The organism is Roseinatronobacter bogoriensis DSM 18756, assembly GCF_004366635.1.
Taxonomy (GTDB): domain Bacteria; phylum Pseudomonadota; class Alphaproteobacteria; order Rhodobacterales; family Rhodobacteraceae; genus Roseinatronobacter; species Roseinatronobacter bogoriensis.
Genome location: NZ_SORN01000001.1, coordinates 737935 through 760754, shown reverse-complemented (window position 1 = coordinate 760754; position 22820 = coordinate 737935). Strand labels below are relative to the sequence as shown.

26 protein-coding genes and 2 tRNA genes are annotated in these 22820 nt (G+C 58.2%); 9 read left to right on the top strand and 19 right to left on the bottom strand.

Annotated elements, in window-relative coordinates:
• Positions 1–11: 11 nt before the first annotated feature.
• On the bottom strand, positions 12–785 hold the full coding sequence (locus EV660_RS03450; protein ID WP_084635135.1) for an ABC transporter ATP-binding protein: 774 nt from the start codon (positions 783–785) through the stop codon (positions 12–14).
• A gap of 177 nt (positions 786–962) precedes the next feature.
• On the opposite strand from EV660_RS03450, the gene ettA reads away from it, so the two are divergent.
• From ettA to EV660_RS03430, 4 genes are all read left to right on the top strand, one after another.
• A complete protein-coding gene (ettA, locus tag EV660_RS03445) occupies positions 963–2618 on the top strand; it encodes an energy-dependent translational throttle protein EttA (RefSeq protein WP_071481389.1) in 1656 nt (551 codons plus the stop codon).
• 7 nt (positions 2619–2625) lie between these two features.
• Positions 2626–3318 carry a hypothetical protein gene (locus EV660_RS03440; protein WP_100319184.1) on the top strand — a complete coding sequence of 231 codons (693 nt, stop codon included), beginning with the start codon at positions 2626–2628 and terminating at the stop codon, positions 3316–3318.
• 25 nt (positions 3319–3343) lie between these two features.
• Positions 3344–3760 carry a BrnT family toxin gene (locus tag EV660_RS18815; protein WP_071481391.1) on the top strand — a complete coding sequence of 139 codons (417 nt, stop codon included), beginning with the start codon at positions 3344–3346 and terminating at the stop codon, positions 3758–3760.
• Positions 3761–4028: 268 nt separating this feature from the next.
• Positions 4029–4463, top strand: a complete 435-nt coding sequence (locus EV660_RS03430; RefSeq protein ID WP_232727295.1) for a BLUF domain-containing protein — start codon at positions 4029–4031, stop codon at positions 4461–4463.
• A 6-nt stretch (positions 4464–4469) separates the two neighbouring features.
• Here the strand turns inward: EV660_RS03430 and EV660_RS03425 are convergent, their stop codons facing one another.
• Positions 4470–4985, bottom strand: a complete 516-nt coding sequence (locus EV660_RS03425) for a D-galactarate dehydratase (RefSeq protein WP_100319185.1) — start codon at positions 4983–4985, stop codon at positions 4470–4472.
• A gap of 83 nt (positions 4986–5068) precedes the next feature.
• On the opposite strand from EV660_RS03425, the gene moaA reads away from it, so the two are divergent.
• Positions 5069–6073: a GTP 3',8-cyclase MoaA gene (moaA, locus tag EV660_RS03420; protein WP_071481393.1), complete on the top strand. Its 1005-nt coding sequence runs from the start codon at positions 5069–5071 to the stop codon at positions 6071–6073.
• Between the two features lie 159 nt (positions 6074–6232).
• Here moaA and EV660_RS03415 read toward each other — a convergent pair whose 3' ends face one another.
• The 6 genes from EV660_RS03415 to dapD form a co-directional block, all read right to left on the bottom strand.
• The gene (locus EV660_RS03415; protein WP_071481394.1) at positions 6233–7333 is read right to left on the bottom strand and encodes a pyridoxal phosphate-dependent aminotransferase; all 1101 of its coding nucleotides are present in this window, start codon (positions 7331–7333) and stop codon (positions 6233–6235) included.
• Positions 7334–7378: 45 nt separating this feature from the next.
• Positions 7379–8905, bottom strand: a complete 1527-nt coding sequence (locus EV660_RS03410) for a cryptochrome/photolyase family protein (RefSeq protein WP_071481395.1) — start codon at positions 8903–8905, stop codon at positions 7379–7381.
• Positions 8899–9564, bottom strand: coding sequence for an SDR family oxidoreductase (locus EV660_RS03405; RefSeq protein WP_071481396.1), 666 nt, complete (start codon positions 9562–9564; stop codon positions 8899–8901). Before EV660_RS03405 ends, EV660_RS03410 begins: the two co-directional genes overlap by 7 nt.
• A gap of 71 nt (positions 9565–9635) precedes the next feature.
• Positions 9636–9848: a DUF2798 domain-containing protein gene (locus tag EV660_RS03400; RefSeq protein ID WP_071482251.1), complete on the bottom strand. Its 213-nt coding sequence runs from the start codon at positions 9846–9848 to the stop codon at positions 9636–9638.
• 82 nt (positions 9849–9930) lie between these two features.
• Positions 9931–12849, bottom strand: a complete 2919-nt coding sequence (gene ileS / locus EV660_RS03395) for an isoleucine--tRNA ligase (protein WP_071481397.1) — start codon at positions 12847–12849, stop codon at positions 9931–9933.
• 201 nt (positions 12850–13050) lie between these two features.
• The gene (gene dapD, locus EV660_RS03390) at positions 13051–13881 is read right to left on the bottom strand and encodes a 2,3,4,5-tetrahydropyridine-2,6-dicarboxylate N-succinyltransferase (protein WP_071482252.1); all 831 of its coding nucleotides are present in this window, start codon (positions 13879–13881) and stop codon (positions 13051–13053) included.
• A 90-nt stretch (positions 13882–13971) separates the two neighbouring features.
• Here dapD and EV660_RS03385 point away from each other — a divergent pair, with 90 nt between their 5' ends.
• From EV660_RS03385 to EV660_RS03370, 4 genes are all read left to right on the top strand, one after another.
• A complete protein-coding gene (locus EV660_RS03385) occupies positions 13972–14787 on the top strand; it encodes an LOG family protein (protein ID WP_260161907.1) in 816 nt (271 codons plus the stop codon).
• Positions 14788–14959: 172 nt separating this feature from the next.
• Positions 14960–15035: transfer RNA gene (locus EV660_RS03380), tRNA-Thr, on the top strand.
• 234 nt (positions 15036–15269) lie between these two features.
• A complete protein-coding gene (locus EV660_RS03375; protein WP_084634978.1) occupies positions 15270–16097 on the top strand; it encodes an MBL fold metallo-hydrolase in 828 nt (275 codons plus the stop codon).
• A 60-nt stretch (positions 16098–16157) separates the two neighbouring features.
• Positions 16158–16232: transfer RNA gene (locus EV660_RS03370), tRNA-Asn, on the top strand.
• Positions 16233–16347: 115 nt separating this feature from the next.
• Here the strand turns inward: EV660_RS03370 and EV660_RS03365 are convergent.
• From EV660_RS03365 to EV660_RS03320, 11 genes are all read right to left on the bottom strand, one after another.
• On the bottom strand, positions 16348–16584 hold the full coding sequence (locus EV660_RS03365) for a hypothetical protein (RefSeq protein ID WP_071481399.1): 237 nt from the start codon (positions 16582–16584) through the stop codon (positions 16348–16350).
• Positions 16585–16732: 148 nt separating this feature from the next.
• Positions 16733–17872 (bottom strand): phage major capsid protein, encoded by a 1140-nt coding sequence (locus tag EV660_RS03360; protein WP_084634979.1) that lies wholly within the window; start codon positions 17870–17872, stop codon positions 16733–16735.
• Positions 17873–17894: 22 nt separating this feature from the next.
• Positions 17895–19349, bottom strand: a complete 1455-nt coding sequence (locus EV660_RS03355; protein ID WP_071481400.1) for a hypothetical protein — start codon at positions 19347–19349, stop codon at positions 17895–17897.
• Positions 19346–19486, bottom strand: coding sequence for a hypothetical protein (locus EV660_RS18555; RefSeq protein WP_157798945.1), 141 nt, complete (start codon positions 19484–19486; stop codon positions 19346–19348). The genes EV660_RS03355 and EV660_RS18555 overlap by 4 nt, the downstream gene beginning before the upstream one ends.
• Complete coding sequence (locus tag EV660_RS03350) at positions 19483–19845, bottom strand: hypothetical protein (protein WP_071481401.1); 363 nt, start codon at positions 19843–19845, stop codon at positions 19483–19485. Before EV660_RS03350 ends, EV660_RS18555 begins: the two co-directional genes overlap by 4 nt.
• Positions 19846–20306: 461 nt before the next feature.
• Complete coding sequence (locus EV660_RS03345; RefSeq protein WP_232727297.1) at positions 20307–21449, bottom strand: AAA family ATPase; 1143 nt, start codon at positions 21447–21449, stop codon at positions 20307–20309.
• Positions 21446–21655 carry a hypothetical protein gene (locus EV660_RS03340; protein WP_071481402.1) on the bottom strand — a complete coding sequence of 70 codons (210 nt, stop codon included), beginning with the start codon at positions 21653–21655 and terminating at the stop codon, positions 21446–21448. The genes EV660_RS03345 and EV660_RS03340 overlap by 4 nt, the downstream gene beginning before the upstream one ends.
• Positions 21655–22047 carry a hypothetical protein gene (locus EV660_RS03335; RefSeq protein ID WP_244927306.1) on the bottom strand — a complete coding sequence of 131 codons (393 nt, stop codon included), beginning with the start codon at positions 22045–22047 and terminating at the stop codon, positions 21655–21657. Before EV660_RS03335 ends, EV660_RS03340 begins: the two co-directional genes overlap by 1 nt.
• Positions 22044–22277, bottom strand: coding sequence for a hypothetical protein (locus tag EV660_RS03330; protein WP_071481403.1), 234 nt, complete (start codon positions 22275–22277; stop codon positions 22044–22046). The genes EV660_RS03335 and EV660_RS03330 overlap by 4 nt, the downstream gene beginning before the upstream one ends.
• Positions 22274–22555 (bottom strand): hypothetical protein, encoded by a 282-nt coding sequence (locus EV660_RS03325; protein ID WP_071481404.1) that lies wholly within the window; start codon positions 22553–22555, stop codon positions 22274–22276. Before EV660_RS03325 ends, EV660_RS03330 begins: the two co-directional genes overlap by 4 nt.
• Positions 22555–22761 (bottom strand): helix-turn-helix domain-containing protein, encoded by a 207-nt coding sequence (locus tag EV660_RS03320; protein ID WP_157798946.1) that lies wholly within the window; start codon positions 22759–22761, stop codon positions 22555–22557. Before EV660_RS03320 ends, EV660_RS03325 begins: the two co-directional genes overlap by 1 nt.
• Positions 22762–22820: the final 59 nt, after the last annotated feature.

The window sequence follows — 22820 nt, the reverse complement described above, 5'->3', positions numbered from 1 at the left end:
GATTGATTGCCTCAGTCCACAAGCGAGTGGCTGAGGAATTGGCGCAGCCGCGGGGATTGCGGCGATTTGAACAGCGACGCGGGTGGCCCCTGTTCCTCGATCCGGCCATCATGCAGGAAGACGACATGATTGGAAACATCTGCCGCAAGGCGCATGTCATGGGTCACGATCAGCATCGTGCGCCCCTCTGCCGCCAGCGCCTTGATGACGCGGATCACCTCTTGCTCCAGCTCCGGGTCCAGTGCCGAAGTGGGTTCATCGAATAGCAGCGCCTCTGGCTGCATGCACAGGGCGCGCGCAATGGCAGCGCGTTGCTGCTGGCCGCCAGACATCTGCGCGGGGTAAACATCGGCCTTGTCGCCGATGCCCACCTTGTCAAGCAAGGCGCGGGCGCGCTGCTCGACCTCGGCGACAGGCTGTCGCAGCACATGAACCGGCGCTTCCATCACATTTTGCAACACGCTCAGATGCGCCCAGAGGTTGAAGCTTTGGAACACCATCGAAAGGTTGGTGCGGATGCGCGTGACCTGCGCGCGATCGGCAGGCTGGCGGTTCAGCCCCTGCCCCTTCCAGCGCACGGGTTCACCCTTGAACAAAATCTCGCCTTGCTGGCTGTCCTCCAGCAGGTTGCAACAGCGCAGCAGCGTGGACTTGCCCGACCCCGAAGACCCTATAAGCGAGATCACATCGCCTTTCTGCGCGTTGATGCTGACCCCTTTGAGCACCTCAAGCTGCCCATAGGACTTGTGCAAATCGCGAATCTCGATAACAGGTTGGCTGGGCATGAGGGCCTTTTTGATCATGTTTCCAGTATTAGCACCGACTGGACGCGGTTTGACAAGCCTTGCCGGGCGCAAAATCTACATTTCCGTCAGGGAAAGCGGAAACTGCGCAAGCCTTGCGCGCCACGCCTGCCCCTTGTAGGGAACACAAAACCCAATTTCGCAGCGGAGTAGCGGCCAATGGCATCAAATCAGTTTGTCTATTTCATGGATGGTGTGTCCAAAACCTATCCCGGCGGCAAGAAATGCTTTGAGAATATCCGCCTGAACTTCCTTCCCGGCGTGAAGATCGGGGTTGTGGGCGTCAATGGCGCGGGCAAATCCACGCTGCTGCGGATCATGGCAGGGCAGGACAAGGATTTCACGGGCGAGGCTTGGGCCGCGAAGGGCGCGCGCGTGGGCTATCTGCCGCAAGAGCCGCAACTGGATGAAAGCCTTGATGTGCGCGGCAATGTGATGCTGGGCGTGGCCGAGAAACAGGCCAAGCTGGAGCGCTACAACGAACTGGCCATGAACTACTCGGACGAAACCGCCGAGGAAATGGCCGCGCTGCAAGATCAGATTGATGCCGAAAACCTCTGGGATCTGGACAGCCAGATTGATGTTGCAATGGAAGCGCTGCGCTGCCCGCCGGATGATGCCGCCGTCACGAACCTTTCGGGCGGAGAGAAGCGCCGCGTAGCGCTGTGCAAATTGCTGCTGGAAGCGCCCGATATGCTGCTGCTGGACGAACCGACCAACCACTTGGACGCGGAAACCATCGCCTGGCTGCAACAGCACCTGATCGACTACAAGGGCACGATCCTGATCGTGACCCATGACCGCTATTTCCTTGACGATATTACCGGCTGGATTCTGGAACTCGACCGTGGCCGCGGCATTCCCTATGAGGGCAATTATTCCAGCTGGCTGGAACAGAAGGCCAAACGTCTGGCGCAGGAAGCACGCGAAGACAAGGCGCGCCAGAAATCGCTGGAGCGTGAATTGGAATGGATCCGGGCAGGCGCGAAGGCCCGGCAGACCAAATCCAAGGCGCGGATTCAGGCCTATGAGGAAAAGGCCGGACAATCCGAGCGCGAGAAGGTCGGACGCGCGCAGATCATCATCCCCAACGGTCCGCGTCTGGGCGCCAAGGTGATCGAGATCGAGAACCTGAAAAAGGGCTATGGCGACCGCCTGCTGATCGAGGATCTGAGCTTTGCCCTGCCCCCCGGCGGGATTGTCGGCGTGATCGGCCCCAATGGTGCCGGCAAATCGACCCTGTTCCGTATGCTGACGGGGCAGGAACAGCCCGATAGCGGCACAGTCGAATTCGGCGACACGGTGAAACTGTCCTATGTGGACCAGTCGCGCGACGCGCTGGACGCCAATAAGACCGTGTGGGAAGAAATCTCTGACGGGCTGGATGTGATCATGCTGGGCGATGCGGAAGTAAACAGCCGCGCCTATGTGGGGGCGTTTAACTTCAAGGGCGGTGACCAGCAAAAGAAAGTCGGCCTGTTGTCGGGGGGGGAACGGAACCGGGTGCATATGGCGAAATTGCTGCGCTCTGGCGGCAATGTGCTATTGCTCGATGAACCGACCAACGATCTGGATGTGGAAACCCTGCAAGCGCTGGAAGCCGCGCTGGAAGATTTCGCAGGCTGCGCCGTGATCATTTCCCACGACCGCTTCTTCCTTGACCGGCTGTGTACGCATATTCTGGCCTTTGAGGGCGAGGCGCATGTGGAATGGTTCGAGGGCAATTTCGCGGCCTATGAAGAAGACAAGAAGCGCCGCCTTGGCCCGGATGCGCTGGAGCCGAAGCGGGTGAAGTATAAGAAGTTTACGAGGTGAGGGGAGAGTGAAGCTATTTCTTGCAAGTTTTACTGCACTCTTTATCACCCTCGCAGTGACTTTGTTTGTTATCAACGTCGGCGCCCCTTGGATTTGGGGCGCCGAGGAGTTTTCAGCTTTTGGAACACTACTCGGAGGAGTAGCTGGTCCACTTGCGTTAGTTTTTGCAGTCTTGCAGCTTACTGAGAATAAGCGATCTGAAATTGAAGGGCGCGCTGAGGAAAGAAAAGCGCGAGAGCTTGGAAATATTCAAGCTGCAATAGACTTGACGACCAAGCGGATTGACGCGATTCTGTCGAAAGAAGATGTAAATATTTCAACCAGTCAGAATAAGATCATACTTGTATCTTTAGAGCATTTGCTCGGGCTTACAGCAACCTCGTTGCCTAATAATCCAGTTCCCAGCTTTTCTGAGATGGAAAAGGTAGCGCAAGACGAAACTCCTCAAGATATTGCAGTCTTTAGGTCGCACCTCTTTGAACGCTGCGCAAAGTTGGCGATCCTTTTTAATCGGCTACGGCACTTGTGTATTGTTCATGATTGCGGAACGATTTCAAATATCAAATGCATGACCTATAGTGCCGAATATGATTGGCCTATGAAATCTCTAAATTTAAAGGGCTATCAAGCCCAAGTGTGGCCTCGATCGGTCGTCGAAATACAGCAAGTAGCCGAAAGCGAAGCCAAGAACACATCTTGACCGTCCGCACATTTGTACATGCATTATGATCAACTTCGCCTGGGACCACGGCAACAACAGCAAGTGCGAAAAGCACGGCCTGACCCGCGCCCAGATTGAGGCCATGTTCCGCGCAGGGCTTCACGTCGCCCCTGACCCGGAACATTCCACCACCGCTGAACAGCGCTTTATCGCTGTTGGCCTAACGCCTGAGGGCCGCGCGGACGTCGATGCCTTTTGCTGGCAGGAAGACAAAATTCTCCCCATCAGCGCCCGCTACATGCACGCCCGCGAGGTCGCCCGCTATGCCCAACCCTCCCCGAAAACCGTCCCCGTCCTGACCACAGACAAGGACGCCGAAGACTTCCTTGATCAAAACCCTTCAACCCTCGATTTCACCCAATTCAAGCCAATGCGCGACAAGTCCCTGCCGAAAACTGCCCCGCCCCCAAAGCGCCCCTAGTGTTCACCCCCTGACGCACGCCGCGCAGCGTTGGGCCGCGGTGCGGCGATCCTCGGTCAGAGCTATAGCGCTTTATGCTGGCCAAATCTGCGCAAGATCAGAGCTGTGTGCGGGTGGCAACCAAATCGCCGTGCCCGTGGGCAGCCCTTTGAGGCGCGGCGGCGCTTCGCGCCTTGATTCCGCGCCAAGACCGGATCAGTCCCACAATGCCGCGCTTGCAAGGCAGCCCCCCTATTTCCGCGTGCATCCCCCGCCCATATGCCGCAAGATGCCCCAGAGCAAAGGGAGCATTGCCACCATGCCAGTTTACCGCATCATCTATTCCTCGCGCCCGTTTGGCTATGACAGCAACATGCTCAACGGTATCCTGATGCAGGCCCGCCGCGCGAATGAACATGATGACATTACCGGCGCGCTGATCTGCCGCGAGGATATTTTTCTGCAACTTCTCGAAGGCCCAGAGGACAAGGTGAAAAACACAATCGCGCGGATCAGGCGCGATGATCGCCATATCGAGGTCCGGATGCATGTCGAAAAACACGTGCAAGAACGCATGTTCGGCAAATGGGCCATGCTGCATGACCCTGTTGCCACATGGATCTGGACCCCGGAAGAGATTGACCATGACGCGCCCGCCCGCGCCAGCGAGGCAGAGGTGACGGGGTTTTTCCAGCGTTTGCGCGATCAGGCCAAAGCGGATTAAGCGCGGTTACTGCGCAAAGACGCGCAGCCGCACCAGTTGTGTCAGCGGCAAGCCAAGACTGTTGAAGGCAGAGAGTGACAACTGGCTGCCGGACCCGGGGGCCGCGCCAGAGGGGCGCAGTTCCACACGCAACGAGGCGCTGCCATCCAGCACCTCCACCCGCCCCTGCGTCACGCTTGTCACCAGCCCTGTCTGCAACCACAGGCCAGATTGGGCGGGGCTGCCAAGGGCGGCCAGCGTTTCGCCCAAGGGCTGCGCACCTGCGGCGGCCGGGGCAAGGGCAGCGGCGCGTTCTTCGGCGCTGACCTGATCAAGCGCTTCGGGGCGCAGACCGGCCTGCCCGAGACTGGCTACCGGAGAGCGGCCCGCCCGTGCCTCTGGTCGGGCCGTGTCGCTGTCGGGGGTCTGGACAGTGGTGGCGGGGTCAGGCTGAACCGTGCGGCCAAAACCGGGGAATTGCGCACAGGCCGCCAACAAGGGCAGCATAGCGCAGAACATGACAAACGGGCGTATACCAGACATGCCCCAGACATACTTCCAAAGCAGGGGGGCGGCAATGGCCTTGCCCCTTGCCGCCGTGCATTGTGATGGTTAGTTTATTGCGCATGACAGCACCGTTGATCGACCCTTTCGCCCGCCCCATCTCATATCTGCGCGTCTCGGTGACGGACCGCTGCGATTTCCGCTGCGTCTATTGCATGGCCGAGAACATGACCTTTCTTCCCAAGAAAGAGCTTCTGACGCTGGAAGAACTGGACCGTATCAGCACCACTTTCATCCGTCTGGGTGTGGAGAAGCTGCGCATCACCGGGGGTGAGCCATTGGTGCGCAAGGGCATCATGACCTATTTTCAGGCCATGCAGCGGCATCTGGACTCTGGCGCGCTGAAGGAATTGACGCTGACCACCAATGGCAGCCAGTTGCGCCGCTTTGCCCGCGATCTGGCGGATTGCGGGGTGCGGCGGATCAATGTGTCGCTTGATACGCTGGATGACAAGAAATTTGCCGATATCACCCGCTGGGGCAGGCTGGCCCAGGTTCTGGACGGGATCGAGGCGGCACAGGACGCCGGGATGCGCGTCAAGATCAATGCCGTTGCGCTGAAAGGGTTTAACGAGGACGAGCTGTTCACCCTGCAAGACTGGTGCGCCACGCGCGGCATGGACCTGACCTTTATCGAGGTTATGCCGATGGGCGATCTGGGCAATGAAGACCGGCTGGACCAATACTGGTCGCTGAAGGACTTGCGCGCGCGACTGGCCGAGCGGTTTACCCTGACCGATCTGGCAGAGCGCACAGGCGGGCCTGCCCGCTATGTCCGGCTGGAGGAAACGGGTCAGAAAATCGGTTTCATCACGCCCATGACGCATAATTTCTGCGAAAGCTGCAATCGCGTGCGCCTGACCTGTACGGGCGAATTGTATATGTGCCTTGGGCAGGAAGATATGGCTGATCTGCGTGCGCCCTTGCGCGCAGACCCAGACAATACACTGCTGGAAGACGCCATTCGCGCGGCAATCCTGCGCAAACCCAAGGGCCATGATTTCGACTATTCCCGCCAAGCTGTGGATGGGCAAGTCTCGCGCCACATGAGCCATACCGGCGGCTGATTCATGGATTGAGGCGTGGGGGTTTTGTGCCCCTCGCAGCACCCTGCGCATTTGCCCTGAAACGCCCGAAGCGCTGCGCCTTAAATTTGAATCACGTGATCGGCGGGATGCGATGGCCGTTCCCCGCAGCGCGCAGATGCAGGAAAGCCAGCGCTACGATCAGATGTCGCGCAGGGCTTGCGGCAAGACCTCGGCAAAGACAGCCATATCGGCAGGCGGCCCCGCAGAAACGCGAATGCACCGGTCATGCGGCGCGACGAAGGGCATGCGCACAAAGACATCGCGCGCCATCAGCGCCTGCACCAGCTTGCGCGCGAAATCCCCGTCACGACCGCAATCCATTGTCACGAAATTCGTGGCCGAAGGCAGGGCATGCAGCCCGTTATCCGCCGCGATTTCTGCCAGCATCTTGCGGGCGGCAGTCAGTTCAGCTTGCACCCGCGCCAGCCAGGTCTGATCATGCAGCGCTGCCAAGGCACCGGCTTGCGCGATACGGCCCACCCCGAAATGGTTGCGGATACGGTCGAACATCGCAATCAACGGGGCCGCGCCGATGGCATAGCCGATCCGCAGCCCGGCCAGACCATAGAGTTTCGAGAAGGTGCGCAAGCGGATCACCTGCGCATTCTCGGTGTTCAGCGCCGGGGCCGTGCCTTCGGGGGCAGCGTCAATATAAGCTTCATCCAGCACCAGAAGCGTGCCCTCGGGCACCGCGTCGATCATACGCTGAACAATCCGGGCGCTGTGCCAACTGCCCATCGGATTGTCAGGATTACAGAAATACAAAAGCTTCGCGCCGACCTCTTCGGCGCGTACAAGCAGTGCGGCGGGGTCTTCGTGGTCATCGCGGTAAGGCACCTTGTGCAACGCCCCACCAAAGCCCGCAACGTGGTAATTGAACGTCGGGTAGGCCCCGTCAGAGGTGACAACCGCATCGCCGGGCGCAACCATCAGCCGCACCAGATTGCCAAGAATGCCGTCAATCCCCTCTCCCACCAGAATATTCTCGGGCGCGATCTGGTGATGGGTGGCCAGCGCCATGCGCAGATCATGACATTCACTGTCGCCATACATCCAAGCCTCGGATGCGGCAGATTGCATTGCGGAAATTGCCTTGGGCGACGGCCCGAACCCGCTTTCATTGGCCCCCAGCCGCGCGCGAAACGGGCGGCCTGTGGCGCGCATATTCGCTTCTGGCCCCACAAAGGGGACAGTGGCAGGCAGGTGCAGGGCCAGATCAGTGAAGCGGATGGTGCTCATGGCGTCATGGATAGGCGAGAGAGAAAGCCGGGGCAAGCAGCAGTTTTACACAAGCGCATCCTTGCTCATGCGCTGCAAAAACGCTTCTGCATCTGCAAGCACGGCTTCGCGGCGCGCATCATCCATCTTGTCAAAGGTGCGGTACATTTGCGCCATACGCGGATTGCCTTCAAACCGTTCGCGGTGCCGGATCAGAAAATGCCAATAGAGCAGATTGAACGGACAAGCGCTCTCGCCAGTCTTATCCTTGACCTTGTAATGACATGACTTGCAGTAATCCGACATCCGGTCGATATAGGCGCCCGAACTGACATAGGGTTTCGACCCGACCACACCCCCATCAGCAAATTGCGACATGCCGATGACATTGGGCGCTTCGACCCATTCATAGGCATCGACATAGACGGCCAGATACCACTCATGCACCTGTGCGGGATTGACCCCCGCAAGCAGCGCAAAATTGCCAGTCACCATCAGGCGCTGGATGTGGTGTGCATAGCCCAGATCGCGTGTTTGCCCAATGGCTTGCGCCATGCAGTTCATGCGCGTCTCAGCGCCCCAATACAGCGCTGGCAATTTGCGCTGATGGTTCAGCGCATTGCGCCGTGGATAGTCAGGCCCCTCCAGAAAATAGATACCGCGCATGAACTCGCGCCAGCCAATGATCTGACGGATGAAGCCTTCGACCGAATTCAGCGGCGCATGCCCGGCGCGGTAGGCGGCTTCGGCTTTCTTGCAGATTTCCAACACTGACAGCAAACCGGCATTCAGGTACAGCGAAATAACCGCGTGATAAAGATGCGGGTCATCTTGCAACATCGCATCCTGATAGGCCCCGAATTCCGGCAATGCATGCGTGATAAAATGATCCAGCGCACGCAGCGCCCCGGCCCTGTCTGTCTGATAGGGGAACGGCCGCAACCTGCCGAAATTCCCGCCAAACCGCGCATCAATCAAATCAAGAACCTCTGCCAGGACTGCATCGCCCTGTACTTTGGGCGGCCCCTTGCGAAACAGGTCTTGTTTGGCGGGCTTGCGGTTGTCATGGTCGAAATTCCATTTCCCGCCCTCGGGCTTGTCGCCCTCCATCAACAGGCCGGTCTTGCGGCGCATCTCGCGGTAGAAATACTCCATGCGCAGGGCCTTGCGCCCTTCGGCCCAAGCCTCGAATTCCTGATGCGAACACAGGAATCGGTCATCTGGCAAAATGCTTACATCCAGGGGTGTATCGCGCAGCGCATTGATCAGGCGGAATTCGCCCGGCTCGGTGGCCAAAACCGCCTTTGCGCTATACTCTTCGGCCCGGCGCAGCAGTTCCCCGGGGATGGAACCGGCATTGGCCGGATCATCCAGCTTGGTATAGGCAACCGTCCAGCCTTTCTCACGCAATTCAGCCGCGAATTTGCGCATTGCCGTGAACAGAAAGGCAATCTTCATCGGGTGATGGGGAACATATTCGGCCTCGGCCGCGACCTCGGCCATGACGACGATATCATGCGCCTTGTCGGCCTTGCGCAGCGCATGAATATCCATGCTGAGTTGATCCCCCAGCACCAGAACCAGCTTCACCATGCGACGACCTTCCCCGCCCAGTCGAAAAACTGGCCCGATTGTTCGGGCGTCAGGCCGTCCATCACGCGGGTCAGGTTGGCCGCTGCCTCTCTCGGCGCCACAGCCGGATGGCGCCCCAGATATTTTTCGGTGAATGGCGTTGCCACGGTCCCCGGGTGCAGTGCCACGCAAATGCTCTGGCGGTGCGTGCGCCCAAATTCGATCGCCGCGCCGCGAATGATCTGGTTCAGCGCCGCCTTGGACGCGCGGTAGCTGTGCCAGCCCCCTGCCCTGTTATCGCCAATAGATCCGACCCGTGCCGACAAGGCCGCCATGACACAAGGCTCATCGCGCGGCAGCAGCGCGACGGCGTGTTTCATCACCAGTGCAGGGCCGATGGTGTTCAGCGCGAATTGCAACGCCATGCCTTCGGAGGACAGGTGCTTTAGCGCCTTTTCAGGGCGATGCCCTGCAATCTCCAATGCGCCAGAGGCAATGATGATGCGATCAAACGGCCCCTCAAGCGCACCAAGGTGGTGTCTGACAGACCCCTCATCGGTGACATCCAGCCCATCTGCGCTGCGCGACAGGCCCGTGACCTGCCAACCCTGTTGTTTCATTTCCGCACAAAGCGCCTGCCCGATCCCCCCGGATGCGCCTATGACCAATGCACGCTTCATGTTTCACCCTTGCTGCCTGTTGCCGTGCAGGTAGCGCCGCGCCGTCCGGCTGCAAGTCTGTGACAGGGCGTTCAGGGCTTGACCAATCGCTCGGCCATTTTGCGCGCAATGGGTCCGACCATGACAGCCAGCGGAACAGCAATCACCCATGCCACCGCCCAGGCACGCAACCAGCGCAGCATGAAATCACCGTCCCACCCGGTATTTACCAAGGTGATGAAGCCCGACATGATGACGGACATCATCGTTCCCATCAGCAGGCCAGTGACGACACGCAGTTTCATATGTTTTCCTTCCATCCGGGTCAGATATAATCACTTATGCGAATATATCTAACCCAAAGACAGGAAGGTCAAGCGGCGTATCTTACTCCAGCGCGGCCGAACAGCGCGCGCAGGTGGCCGGGTGTTTATGTGTGCCAACATCCGGGCTGATCTTCCAGCACCGTTGACACTTCGCACCCTCGGCATGTTCAAAGATCACGCCCACACCCTGCACTTCCGGCAGACGGAAGGCTTCAGCCGGAATTGGATCTGCTGTCAGGGCAATGCCCGAAGTGATGCAGATATCGGCGAAATCCAGTGATTTCAGCGCCGCGAACACCTGATCATCGCGCACATGCACCACCGGCGCCGCCTCAAGCGAGGCACCGATCACCTTGTCGCGGCGATGGATTTCCAACGCAGCCGTCACCACGCGCCGCGCCTGCCGGACCCCAAGCCACTTCTGCGCAAGCGGCTCGTTCAGCCAGTCGGCAGGGGTGTCGGGGAAATCCTGCAAATGCACCGAGGCATCGTCACCGGGAAAACGCGACAGCCAGACATCTTCCATTGTGAACACCAGCACCGGGGCCAGCCATGTTGTCAGCCGGTGGAACAGGATATCCAGCACCGTGCGCGCAGCACGGCGGCGCAGGCTGTCGGCAGGGTCGCAATACAAGACATCCTTGCGAATGTCGAAATAGAAGGCCGACAGATCCGATGTGGCAAAGCTGAACAGCTTCTGGAACACACCCTGAAAATCATAGGCGGCATAGCCTTTGCGCACCTCTGCATCCAGTTCTGCCAACCGGTGCAGGACCCATTGTTCCAATTCAGGCATATCTGCTGGCGCAACGCGTTCGGCTTCGTCAAAGCCTGACAGATTGCCCAGCATGAAGCGCATGGTGTTGCGCAAACGGCGGTAGCTGTCGGCCACCCCTTTCAGGATCTCCTTGCCGATGCGCAGATCGACCGTGTAATCGGATTGCGCGACCCAAAGGCGCAGAATATCCGCGCCGTATTCGTCGATCACCTCTTGCGGGGCAACCGTGTTGCCAAGCGATTTGGACATTTTCATGCCCTTCTCGTCCAGCGTGAATCCGTGCGTCAACACACCATGATAGGGCGCGCGGCCCTTGGTCGCGCAGGCTTGCAGCATAGAGGAGTGGAACCAGCCACGGTGCTGGTCGGTCCCTTCCAGATACAGGTCCGCAATCCCGTCCGCCGCGCCATCTTCACGGTCGCGCAGCACGAATGCATGGGTGGACCCGCTGTCAAACCACACATCAAGAATGTCAAAAACCTGATCATAAGCTTCCGGATCATGCAGGTTTTCAAGGATACGCTCCTTGAATCCTTGCACATACCAGACATCTGCGCCCTCAACCTCAAAGGCTGCCTTGATCCGGCCATTCACCTGCGGGTCGCGCAGCAGGAAATCGGGGTCCGTAGGCTTTGCACCCTTTTTGGTGAAGCAAGTCAGCGGCACACCCCATGCGCGCTGGCGCGACAGCACCCAGTCAGGCCGCGCCTCGATCATCGAATACAGCCGGTTGCGCCCGGTCTGGGGGGTCCATTTCACCAGCCGGTCGATACTCTCCAGCGCGCGGGCGCGGATCGTGTCGCCATGCGTGCCCATGCCGTCATCAAGCGGCTTGTCGATGGCCGCGAACCATTGCGCGGTGTTGCGATAGATCAGCGGCGCCTTGGACCGCCAGCTATGCGGGTAGCTGTGGCGCAGTTTGCCCTTGGCAAACAGCGCGCCCGCATAGGCCAATTGCTTGATCACGGCGACATTCGCACCGCCTTCCTTGCCATCGGGCTTGATGATCACCCCACCCCCGAACAGCGGCAGATCGGTGCGGTAGCTGCCATCTTCCAGCACGTTATAGGTCATCGGCAGGCCATGCTTCAGGCCGATCTGATAGTCATCATCGCCATGGCTGGGGGCCGTGTGGACGAAACCTGTGCCAGCATCATCCGTCACATGATCGCCGGGCAGCATGGGGACATCAAAATCCCATTCGCCCTGTGCACCCTCGACACCCCGGAAAGGGTGGGCCAGCGTCAGGGCGGCCAACTCGTCGGCGCTGACGCTGCGCAGGCGCGTGGCGTGGACCTTCGCTGCCGTCAATGCGCTTTCAGCCAAGGCATCGGCCAGAATGATCGTCGCGCCCAACTCTTCCTTGGCCCCGTCCAGAAGCTCGGACACCTCATACAGGCCGTACTCGATGGCAGGCCCGAAACACACAGCGCGGTTTTGCGGGATGGTCCAGGGTGTGGTGGTCCAGATGACAACCGACATACCCATTTTCTTGCCAGAAATACTCAGATCCGACGCTTGAGGCCCGAAATCAGCGATTGGAAATTTCACCCAGATCGTATGCGACGTATGCTCATGATACTCGACCTCCGCCTCGGCCAGCGCGGTCTTTTCCACGGGCGACCACATTACGGGCTTGGAGCCCTGATAGAGCGACCCATTCATCACCAACTTCATGAACTCATCCGCGATCACCGCCTCGGCGTGGTAATCCATCGTCAGGTAAGGCCGGTCCCATTTCCCGGTAATGCCAAGGCGCTTGAATTCCTCGCGCTGGATGTCGATCCAGCCTTCGGCGAAGCGGCGGCATTCCTGACGGAAATCGACAATATCGACCGCGTCCTTATCCAAACCCGCCGCACGGTATTTTTCTTCGATCTTCCATTCGATCGGCAGGCCGTGACAATCCCAGCCCGGCACATAGCGCGCGTCACGCCCCAGCATCTGCTGGCTGCGGGTGATGAAATCCTTCAGCACCTTGTTCAGTGCGTGGCCGATATGCAGATGGCCGTTGGCATAAGGAGGGCCGTCATGCAGGATGAAGGGTTTGCGCGCGCCGGCAGTGGCGCGCAGGCGCTCATAGATGCCAAGCCGTTCCCAGCGCGCCAGCCATTCGGGTTCGCGCGCAGGCAGGCCTGCGCGCATCGGGAATTCGGTCTGCGGCAGGGAAAGCGTGTCTTTATAGTCAGGGGTGTCAGTCATGGTCGGATACCTTGCGAATTGGAAAAAAGATGCAGGCGCCAAGGCGGGCCCGGCACTCTGGGCGCGTCAGAGTGCCGGGACGCTAATTCGCTGGATGATCCGCAGTCCAAACATGTCGCGCGTTATAGGAGCCATGATGCAAAGGGTCCATAGGGCGCGCGCAACTTTGCAGCGCAGAGCGCGCGCGCCCCGAACCATGCTTTAGTCGCGCAGCAACTCGTTGATGCCGGTTTTTGAACGCGTCTGCGCATCCACCCGCTTCACGATCACCGCGCAATACAAGTTGATCCCGTTTTTTGACGGCATCGAGCCTGCAACCACCACCGAATAGGGCGGCACTTCGCCATACATGACAGCACCGGTTTCACGGTCCACGATCTTGGTCGATTTGCCGATGAAAACCCCCATCCCAAGGACAGAGCCTTCGCGGATGATACAGCCCTCGACCACCTCGGAACGCGCGCCGATAAAGCAGTTATCCTCGATGATCGTGGGGCCGGCCTGCATCGGTTCCAGCACGCCGCCAATGCCGACACCGCCCGACAGATGCACATTCTCACCGATCTGCGCACAGGACCCGACTGTGGCCCATGTATCGACCATTGTGCCGCGCCCGACATGAGCGCCAAGATTCACGAAAGACGGCATCAGCACCACACCGGGCGCGATATAGGCAGACTTGCGCACGACGCAATTTGGCACGGCGCGAAAGCCTGCGGCTTTCCACTGCGCCGCGTCCCAGCCCTTGAACTTGCTGTCGACCTTGTCCCACCAGCCGCTACCCTGCGGCCCGCCCTCATGCGGTTCCATATCCTTGATGCGGAACCCCAGAAGAACGGCCTTCTTGGCCCATTGATTCACATGCCATTCGCCCGACTCGCGGCGTTCAGCCACGCGCAGCGCGCCAGAATCCAGCGCGTCCAGTGTGGCCTCGATCGCGTCACGCGTCGCACCTGTGGTGGACGGGGTGATGGTGTCGCGCATATCCCATGCGGCTTCGATGGCGGTTTCCAATGCGGCAGTGTCGGTCATTGCGGGCTCCGTGGGTATGGTCATCTGTTGGCCTTCGCTATAGCGTTGCGCAAACCAAACCGCAATTGGCCCACGCCAACGGAGGCTTTTTTGACCGAACAGACCAAGAAGCGCCCCTTCCCCGATGCAAGCGAAGATATTCGCTACTGGGACGAGGCCCCCGATACCGCGCAAACCCGCCATCCTGCCTATAAACTCGCCTTCGCCGATCGCGATTTCATGCTGCGCGACGAATTGCGCCCGGTGCGGCTGCAACTGGAATTGCTCAAGCCCGAACTGCTGATGAATGAGCGCGGCATTCAGTCCACCATCGTCATGTTCGGCGGCGCGCGCATTCCCAGACCCGAGCATGCCGACAGCGCGTCGACCAAGACCCTCTCGGAATTGTCCCGCTTTTATGATGTGGCGCGCGAATTTGCGCGGCTGATGACCTTGCGCTCGGTGCAAAGCTACGGACGCGAGGATGTCATTGTCACGGGGGGCGGACCGGGCGTGATGGAAGCAGGAAACCGCGGCGCAAAAGATGGAGGTGGCGTCTCAATCGGCCTGAACATCGTGCTGCCGCACGAGCAGGCCCCGAATACCTATGTCACCCCTGATCTGTGCTTCAATTTCCATTACTTCGCGATCCGCAAGATGCATTTCCTGATGCGCGCCAAGGCGATCACGGTTTTCCCCGGCGGCTTCGGCACACTGGATGAATTGTTCGAAACCCTGACCCTGATCCAGACAGAGCGGATGCACAGAATGCCCTTCATCCTGTTTGGCCGGGAATTCTGGACGCGGATCATCAACTGGGATGCCCTTGCCGAAGCCGGGACGATTGCGCGCGAAGACCTTGAGCTGTTCCATTTCGCGGAAACCGCCGAGGAGGCCATCGCGATTATCGACGACTTCAAGGCATGATCACAGCGGTGCCAGCGCGCGTCTGGGCCATGCAAAGCCCGACAACCGCGCTGGCACCTCGTGATCTGCGTTGGAACATGACAGGCAGATGAAGAATATCTGTTTCCAGATGCAGAAATCAGGTTTTGGGCCTTTACTCAGGAAAGGAATCCGCCTACACGCTGCGCCCAAGGCCCCTATAGCTCAGCTGGTAGAGCAACTGATTTGTAATCAGTAGGTCCGCGGTTCGAGTCCGTGTGGGGGCACCATTTCACAAAATCTGATTGGTTGAATGCAAATCCGCGCGCAGCGATGGCGTGCTCTTAATGGCCATCAATGTGATCTTACGCCCAACCTACAGGCAAACAACACCCGCAAGGTGTAGAATTGAGTAAGGCGTGAGAGTGCAGTACTCTGCACTGCCTTTACAAGTAGATCTTCTGACCGTGACACACTGCCTTGAACCTGATTTGCATGTGATCCGTGCGCCAAACCCCTCTCCCATGACAGGCGAAGGGACCAACACCTATATCATCGGGACAGGTGATGTCTGCATCATCGACCCCGGCCCGGAAAGTGACGCGCATTTCCAAGCATTGCTCAACGCCCTTGCGCAGCGTGGCAGATTGCGCAAGATTCTGGTGACACATTCGCATCTTGATCACTCACCACTCGCGCGCAGGCTTGCACGCCATAGCGGCGCGCCGATTCTTGCATATGGGAACAGCTCCGCCGGGCGTACTGATCGAATGAATGGACTGGCCGATTCGGGCCAAGCAGGCGGCGGAGAAGGTGTTGATCACAGTTTCCATGCCGACAGGACCCTCAAGGACAACGAATCGATTCGGCTTGGGGCGGACGTGCTGCGCGCCATCTGGACACCTGGCCATTTCGGCAATCATCTGTGCTTTGAATGGCGCGGCGCGGTGTTCAGCGGCGATCACGTCATGGGCTGGTCCAGCACATTGGTATCCCCGCCAGACGGCGATATGGGCGCATATATGCGCTCACTGGATCGGTTGAAGGCGGAAGCGCCAAGGCGGCTTTATCCGGGCCATGGCGCTCCGGTTGATGCCCCCCGCGACCGGATCGTCGAATTGCGCCAGCATCGACAGATGCGCGAAGACGCGATCCTGACCCAACTCTTGATCGGCCCGCGCACAATCGCCCAACTGGTCGCCCAGATATATTGCGACACGCCCCCCTCGCTTCAACCCGCCGCCAGCCGGAATATTTTCGCGCATTTGATAGATTTGGAAGAACGCGGTGTGGTCAAAAGCTCTCCGGAAATGTCACCAGGCGCGATTTTCTCACGCTGCGAAAGAGAATGACATTTCGACGCGAAATCGCTCTGGACGCGCCTGATAACACTTGCTATAGCGCTCACGTGTTCCGGCGTAGCTCAGCGGTAGAGCAGTTGACTGTTAATCAATTGGTCGTAGGTTCGATCCCTACCGCCGGAGCCAAAAATCCCCAAGAAAACAAGACGATACGCCAAGCCCGCGAAAGCGGGTTTCGTCCTGTTTTCGGGCTTGTCATTGATTTGTCATTGCTGCGAAAAAATTTGTCACCAGCGCAGAATCAGGCCGCTTTCTTCGCTGTCAAAAACCTTTCCGGCCTATACGCCCGCAACACGGCTTGCGGGTCCACCTGCGCAAGATGACAGACCAGCACAAAGTCGCGTGACCTTATCCATGCCGCATCGGCTGGCGTCTTGGCCTTTGCTGCGTCATCCAATCCAGCGACCAGCACGGCCCGCCATAGGTGCAATTCAGGGTTCACCATCAACAGCCCTCCATAAAAATGGGCGGTCAGCATCCCGCCGATCCGCCCTGTTTGTTTGTGCAGTCAACGCCCTTCTGAAAAACGTCACTGCACCGCCGGGGTTTGCCCACTCACCGGCTTACGGGGTTGCTTTGGAGAATAGGAGCGTCAAAAACTCCGGGCGCAACCTGCCTTACCTCAATCACTCTGGCTCGCTGCCCAGCACCAGCACTTTCACCGCTTCGGGGTTGGTCATGGCACCACCCACGCGACGGCGCACATACCAACGGACAAAGCCCGGCTGCGAATAGATATCACGAACAATCGCAACGCCGATCCGATCAACAATGCTGTATGCCTGCGAGAAATTCCCAAACAGCACGCCGGGCGCATCCGCTGTCAGTGCTGGCATATCTTCCGAAAGCATAATCGGATACCCCAAAAGCCGATCTGGCACGCCCTCGGCCAGCGACGGCTGCAAGAGCGGTCTTGCCTCTGCATCCTTCAGCTTGCGGATACGGTTACGCATCGCGCGGGTCATCATAAAACGCGCACCGGGCAGATAGGGTGCCTTCAGGCTGTCCACCAAATCCATTAGGCTGTCGATTGCGTCGCTGTCATCAGCAGGCAACCCGCCGTCAACGCCGGTGTAAACCGCGCCAATCTCATACGTTGCCGGATCAGCGCCCCAAGTGTGATCCGCATCTGGCACAAAGTCATAATCCAAGATGCCGCGCGGCTGGCCGTTCCCGTCACCGACCATAAAGGCGGCGGCCTCCTGACGCCCAAAGCGACTTCCGATCTTGTCCTGAAGCCACGCTTCCACGTCAAAATCGCTATCCTCCAAAAGCTGAAGGGTCGATGACGGCAACGCATAGTGTTCATGCACCGCAATTTTATGGCGGGTCAGAAACGCCGCTGCGGTCGCATCACGTGGCGCAACCTCTGCAACCCAATCGGACGCGGGTTCATCCCGATCAACCAAAACTTCGATTTCATTGGATTGCGTCGCAAGCACATTTGCCACTTGGCGCATTGGGCTGAATTCGCGCACCAGCTTGAAAATCTGATCGCGCCAATCTTCGCGCACGGTCACGCCTTGGCCGTCATTCGTGACCGAAAGCGTTTTCGTGTCCAAGTCCTTGCCAGTGCGCAACCAGCTTTTCAGCGCCTTGTGTTCCACACCGCCAGCATCACCAGAAAAGCCCTTGCGGGTCCGCGCCATGACAGTTTCGGTCTGCGACAAGCGCCGGTCGAGTTCGTCAACCCGCGCGGTTTGCGATTTGGTAAACGCATCAATCGCGTTTGTAGTTTCTTCGATCATTTTTGTAACGTCGGCCATCTTTGGCCCTCCTGTATTGCAGTTAAAAGGAAACAGCCCATTCCCCGGCTTCCCGCCAGTGGTCAGACCGTGGCCCCCTGCTTCCCACAGGTGAGTCCAGACTACGGACGCGCGGCTGCGCTACCTTCGCGCCGGTTAACACCGTCACGCCCGCAATTGCGTTTGCCCGGTCGTCGTGACTGCCGGGCGGATGATCTATTATGTCCTTCGCGCGGCCTGTGCGGCGCTCAAGGCCAGCAAGCTGCCGCAACGTGGTCTGACAAGGCGGAATTTCAACACGGCCCGAATTCATCGCGGCCAGCAGTTCGATATAAAGCCCGCTGCGGTCGAGTTCGGCCACCTGATACTGAATGCCATGCTTTGCGAATTCATCGCGCGGCCAGCGTCCTGCATATTTGTCACCTGTCACGCGCGTTATATTATAACGCTTCAGGATCGGCACGAATTCTGCGACCGTCTCAGCAGGTGATCCACGACGACCAGTTACCAAGTCGATAACGGCCCCATCCTTTTCAGCGTGCGCAATCGCCATTGAAAATTCATCTCTCCCGCCGCCGCTTGGGTCCACAAAGGCAACATAGCGCGTGCCGATCTGCGCGGGCAGTTCCAAGGGCTTCGGACGTGTCGCGGCTTCGATAACTTGCGGGTCAACGAAAGATGCAATGTCTGACCTGAACATTGCTAGGTATTCCGCACATGCTCTTGCGCTGTCATCCTTCATGGCGTCATCGACAACACGCCGCGGCAATAGCGGGTTCATGGTCCGCGATGGTGCCTGCGCCACTAAAACGCGGCTTTCACTGTCATCGCCATATGCGCGCTTGAAGGTATCCCACAAAACGCCCCGCTTGGCGTAGGGGCTGGATAGCGCAATCAAACGCCCGCCCAACGTCGCCAAGGCTGGCCGAATAGCCGCGATGATTTCACGATCAGGGCTTGAGCCTTCAATATGCCAAAAGGCAATTTCATCGCAGATACACGCCGCCAGCGTATAGCCCCTGACAGAACGGTGTGACGCTGTGGTGATCTCGATCACGCAACGGTTGTTCAGTTCGATCTGTTCTGAATTCTCGCGCTCGACCATACGCCGCAACATCGGGTTTTCATTCACAAGCCCGGACGTGTAGCGCATCACGGCTCGCGCCTGCTTTCGATCAGCAGCGATGACCATGACGGTGGCAACCTCGCCGGGTGCCAGCTTGGCGCGGTAGTCCTGAAACGCTGCGAGATACACCGCCAGAAACGCCGCTGCATGGCTCTTTCCGCCCCTGCGCCCTATGGCTAACCACAACTCAAGGAAAGCCCCCTGTGGCGTCTCTGTGCGCCCTGTAAGGGCTTTGAACGTGTCCAGTTCTGTGGCGTCCAGTTCCAGACCGTCAAACGCGGCCAGCAGCGCCCGCCATGCACTGAAACTCTCGCCCCCAAAGACAGGGCCAAACAGCGCCGGGTCTGTCATCGCTTGGCGTATGTCGATCATGCGCGCCCCCTTACTGCCTGCGCCAGATCGGCCAGCAGTGTAAGCGCCGCCGGGATGGTCAGCGTCACCTGCGCTACCTCTTGCCCATCACGCCAAACATGCAGAACAGGGCCGGGTCTGATCGTGACCAGTATCATGACGCGGCCCGCCCTTTGATGTAGTCTTGCAAGCTGGTCACGTCCTTGGCGCGTCGCTCGATCCCAAGCGTCTTGAGTATGCCTTGAAGCGAATTACAGGCTTGGGTCCACTTGCCAGCGTCAAACGCCTGATAGTCACCATCGGCAAGGGCGCGTTCCTGCACATGAAGCCAATGTTCTAACCATAGCGCCCTCTCGATCAGACTGCGCTGCGAGTAGCTAAGACTGCCCTCGCCGCCCAGATCGTCAGTCATCGCTGCCCATCTTGCACGCATATCCTGTGCAATGGCCGTGCGACCATCCAGCCGGTCAATGTATCCGGCTGCAAACTTGTCGGGTATGGCGTCTATCTTGGGCATATCTAGTGACAAATCCAGTGACAAATTATAGCAGGATTATAGAAATCTGATATTTTTCAGAACCTAAAACCCCTTTGGCAATTGATAGTCTATCAGTTTGCACAAACTTTGCAACGGAATTTGCAAACTGTGAGGGTAGCGGCCCGCGAAAGTGCGTTATGTCGCGCTGAACATAACGCCCTGAATTTCAGTGAGAGAGAAAGCAAATCTTGATCCCTCGCTCCCCGCCCTTTGGTATCTCTGACCATTGGAACCATTTTATCACGCTGGCCTGATATAACTGCCTGCAAGCGTCATCCTGCCCTGCAACCTATTGCGCGCGCTCCCCTCCAAGGGGGTGCGCAGCGCATAGGGGTATGGGGATATATATAGACACACGTTGGACAGGGGGTTGGACAGGGGGTTGGACAATACTTTGGTGATAGGATGGACAAGGGGTTGGACAGGGGTTGGACACATCTTCAGCCCCCATCCGATACTGCAAGGAAGGTGCGGCGTTTGTAGCTTGGCCCATCTTCTTCAATCTTAATCTTTCCATCTGCCAACAGCTTTTCCATTGCTGCGCGCAATACACGTTTGGTGCATTTCTCTGCGTCCTGATGCTCTGAAAACAGCTTGGGTGCATATGTTGGCCCGCCTGCATGATTGACGCGGCGTCCTTGTGCTGTGAACGCCCTTAGCAGATTTAGAAAGACGCGCTCTGCCTTTGCGTTTGCTGCCATTCTATCCAGCCCGGTAACTGGCGCATCTGGCACGAAAACACCTTGACGCCACTTCAGGGATATTTCGCCCCCTATGCGCCCATAGTTTGCTTTCATGGTGCGCAGAATGCGTGCATCCGGGTCGGTTTCGTATCCTTCATCCTTCACGCGTTCCAGATACAAGCGACTGCGCACAGAGTTATTCCAGCCTGTGCTGCCACTCGTGCCAGAACCGCTATTCAGGCCAGATAATGAGGGGTGCGCAAGCATGACAACTGCGCATTCATGGCGGATCGCCAAGCCCCGCAACATGCCCACAAATTGCCGCGCCTGCGCTCTGTCGTTTTCGTTGCCGGGGAATAGATCGGCCAGGGTGTCTAGCACTATCAACGCGGGTGCATCTTCCTGCAACTTGGCGTCAAGTTCCCGATACAGGTATGAAGCCTGTAACGCGCCTGTGCGGCCATTCTGCGCGGCTAGTAGCGCATCTTCGCCCGCTAGGCTGCGAAGGGTCAGGCGGTCAAGGTCTGCGGGTGTGACGCCCTCTGCGCGGCATATGTCTGCAATTCGGCGGTGCAATTCGTCGCGGTCATCTTCGGCGCTGATATACATAGCTGTGCCGGATGCCGTTTGCAGGCCAAGCCATGCTCGTTCAAGGGCTGTGCTGGCTGCAAGCTGTAACGCCAGAAGCGACTTGCCGGTGCCACCATCCCCGCCCAATAGCGTAACAGTGCCGGACGGAATAAGCCCATTAACAAGCCATTGTCGCGCGGGTATCGGCTGGCCTTCCAGTTCTGAAGCAGAAAAGAAAACCGATTGCCTTTTAGGCACGTGGAATTCTTCTTGATATGCGTCATCCGGCGGCATGGGTGGCAGGTTATCGAATGGATCGTGCGCGTTCATGCCGCCCCCCTTGCCTGCAACTCGTCGCGGATAAGGTCGATAGCTACATTGCGCGCAATTTGGCCCGGCCCTCGGAAAACAGACAAAGCGGCGACTGCACTGCGCAAGCTCGCGTCATCAAGATCTTTCACGATCCCATAAGAATGCGCAATGCCAAGCAAGAGCGGTTGAAAGACGCAATCTGCGGGTGTGTTTCCTGTGAGCATCACGCACCCCCCTTACAAAAACGCCCATCAGCATCAACACGCGACAAAAACGCCTGTCGATCTGCGAGGGGGAAAGACTGCCACAAGGCAACAAACAGCCGCTTTCGTGCCTTGACGCCCAGCGCCCGATTGCCCAGCCGCTTCAGGGCTGATGAAAAGTAACATTCAAGTTCTGCCGGGTGCGCACAATCTGCCCACCAGTCTGCATCGCTGCGAATGTCACAGAATGGAAATGCTTTTGGCGGACTGCCTGCGGCCATATCATCCAAGGCCGCTGCCATGATCTGTTTTGCATCGTCCGGGTGGCATTCGCTGATCGCAAAGCACAGCGCTTTAGCCCATTCCGCGCGCATTCGCATCTCATGTGATTTGAAATTGTGATCGGGCTTCATTGCAGCGGCCCCCGAAAAACATCCGCTTCGACCACATCGGCCAAATCGCGCAACATGTCGATTGTCGGGATAATTCCGCACCGCTCCATGTGAAGCGTCAACATCAGTCGGATTGCAGCGGATAGCGCCACGTCCCGGTTAATGTCGCAATCATTGTATTCATCTGTGATGATTTTCTTCAGTCTTGCAGTAAGCTGATCGGCCTGATTTCGTTTTTTGGAAGCCATCATTTCTGCACCTCAGCTTCATCACTTGGATCAACGGTGAAATTTGCAAGCCATCCCGCAAATTCCGCTATGCCGCGAAGGTTCTGCGCTAGGCGTTCGACTTCGCCATGCTCAATCGAAACTTCCCATTGACTGATTTCACCATCATCGAATTCAATATCTTCAGCGCCATCGCCATAAATCATCAAGAGGCGGTCAAGGCGCTTAGCCTTTGCCTGCAAGACGGCTTCAGCATTCTTCAAAACTTCCGCTACATCATCGGGAATAAATGGGCCTTGCATCAAACAGCCCTCCTTGTGCGCGGCTGCGACTGCTCTTGCGCAATTAGCCATTCCTCAATTGCAGCTTTGCGGTAGTAAATCTTCCGCCCGATCCGAATAAATGCTGGTCCAATGCGCTGTGATCGTTCACGCTGCACGCTGCGAACGTTACGCCCGGTAAGTTCTGCATATTGCAGTTCTGTCAGTAGGTCGTTTTGAAAGTCCATGTCTTGGCGCTCCATGTGTGTTTACATGTCGCCAAGGGTAAAGTTTGTCGTTTAGCTAG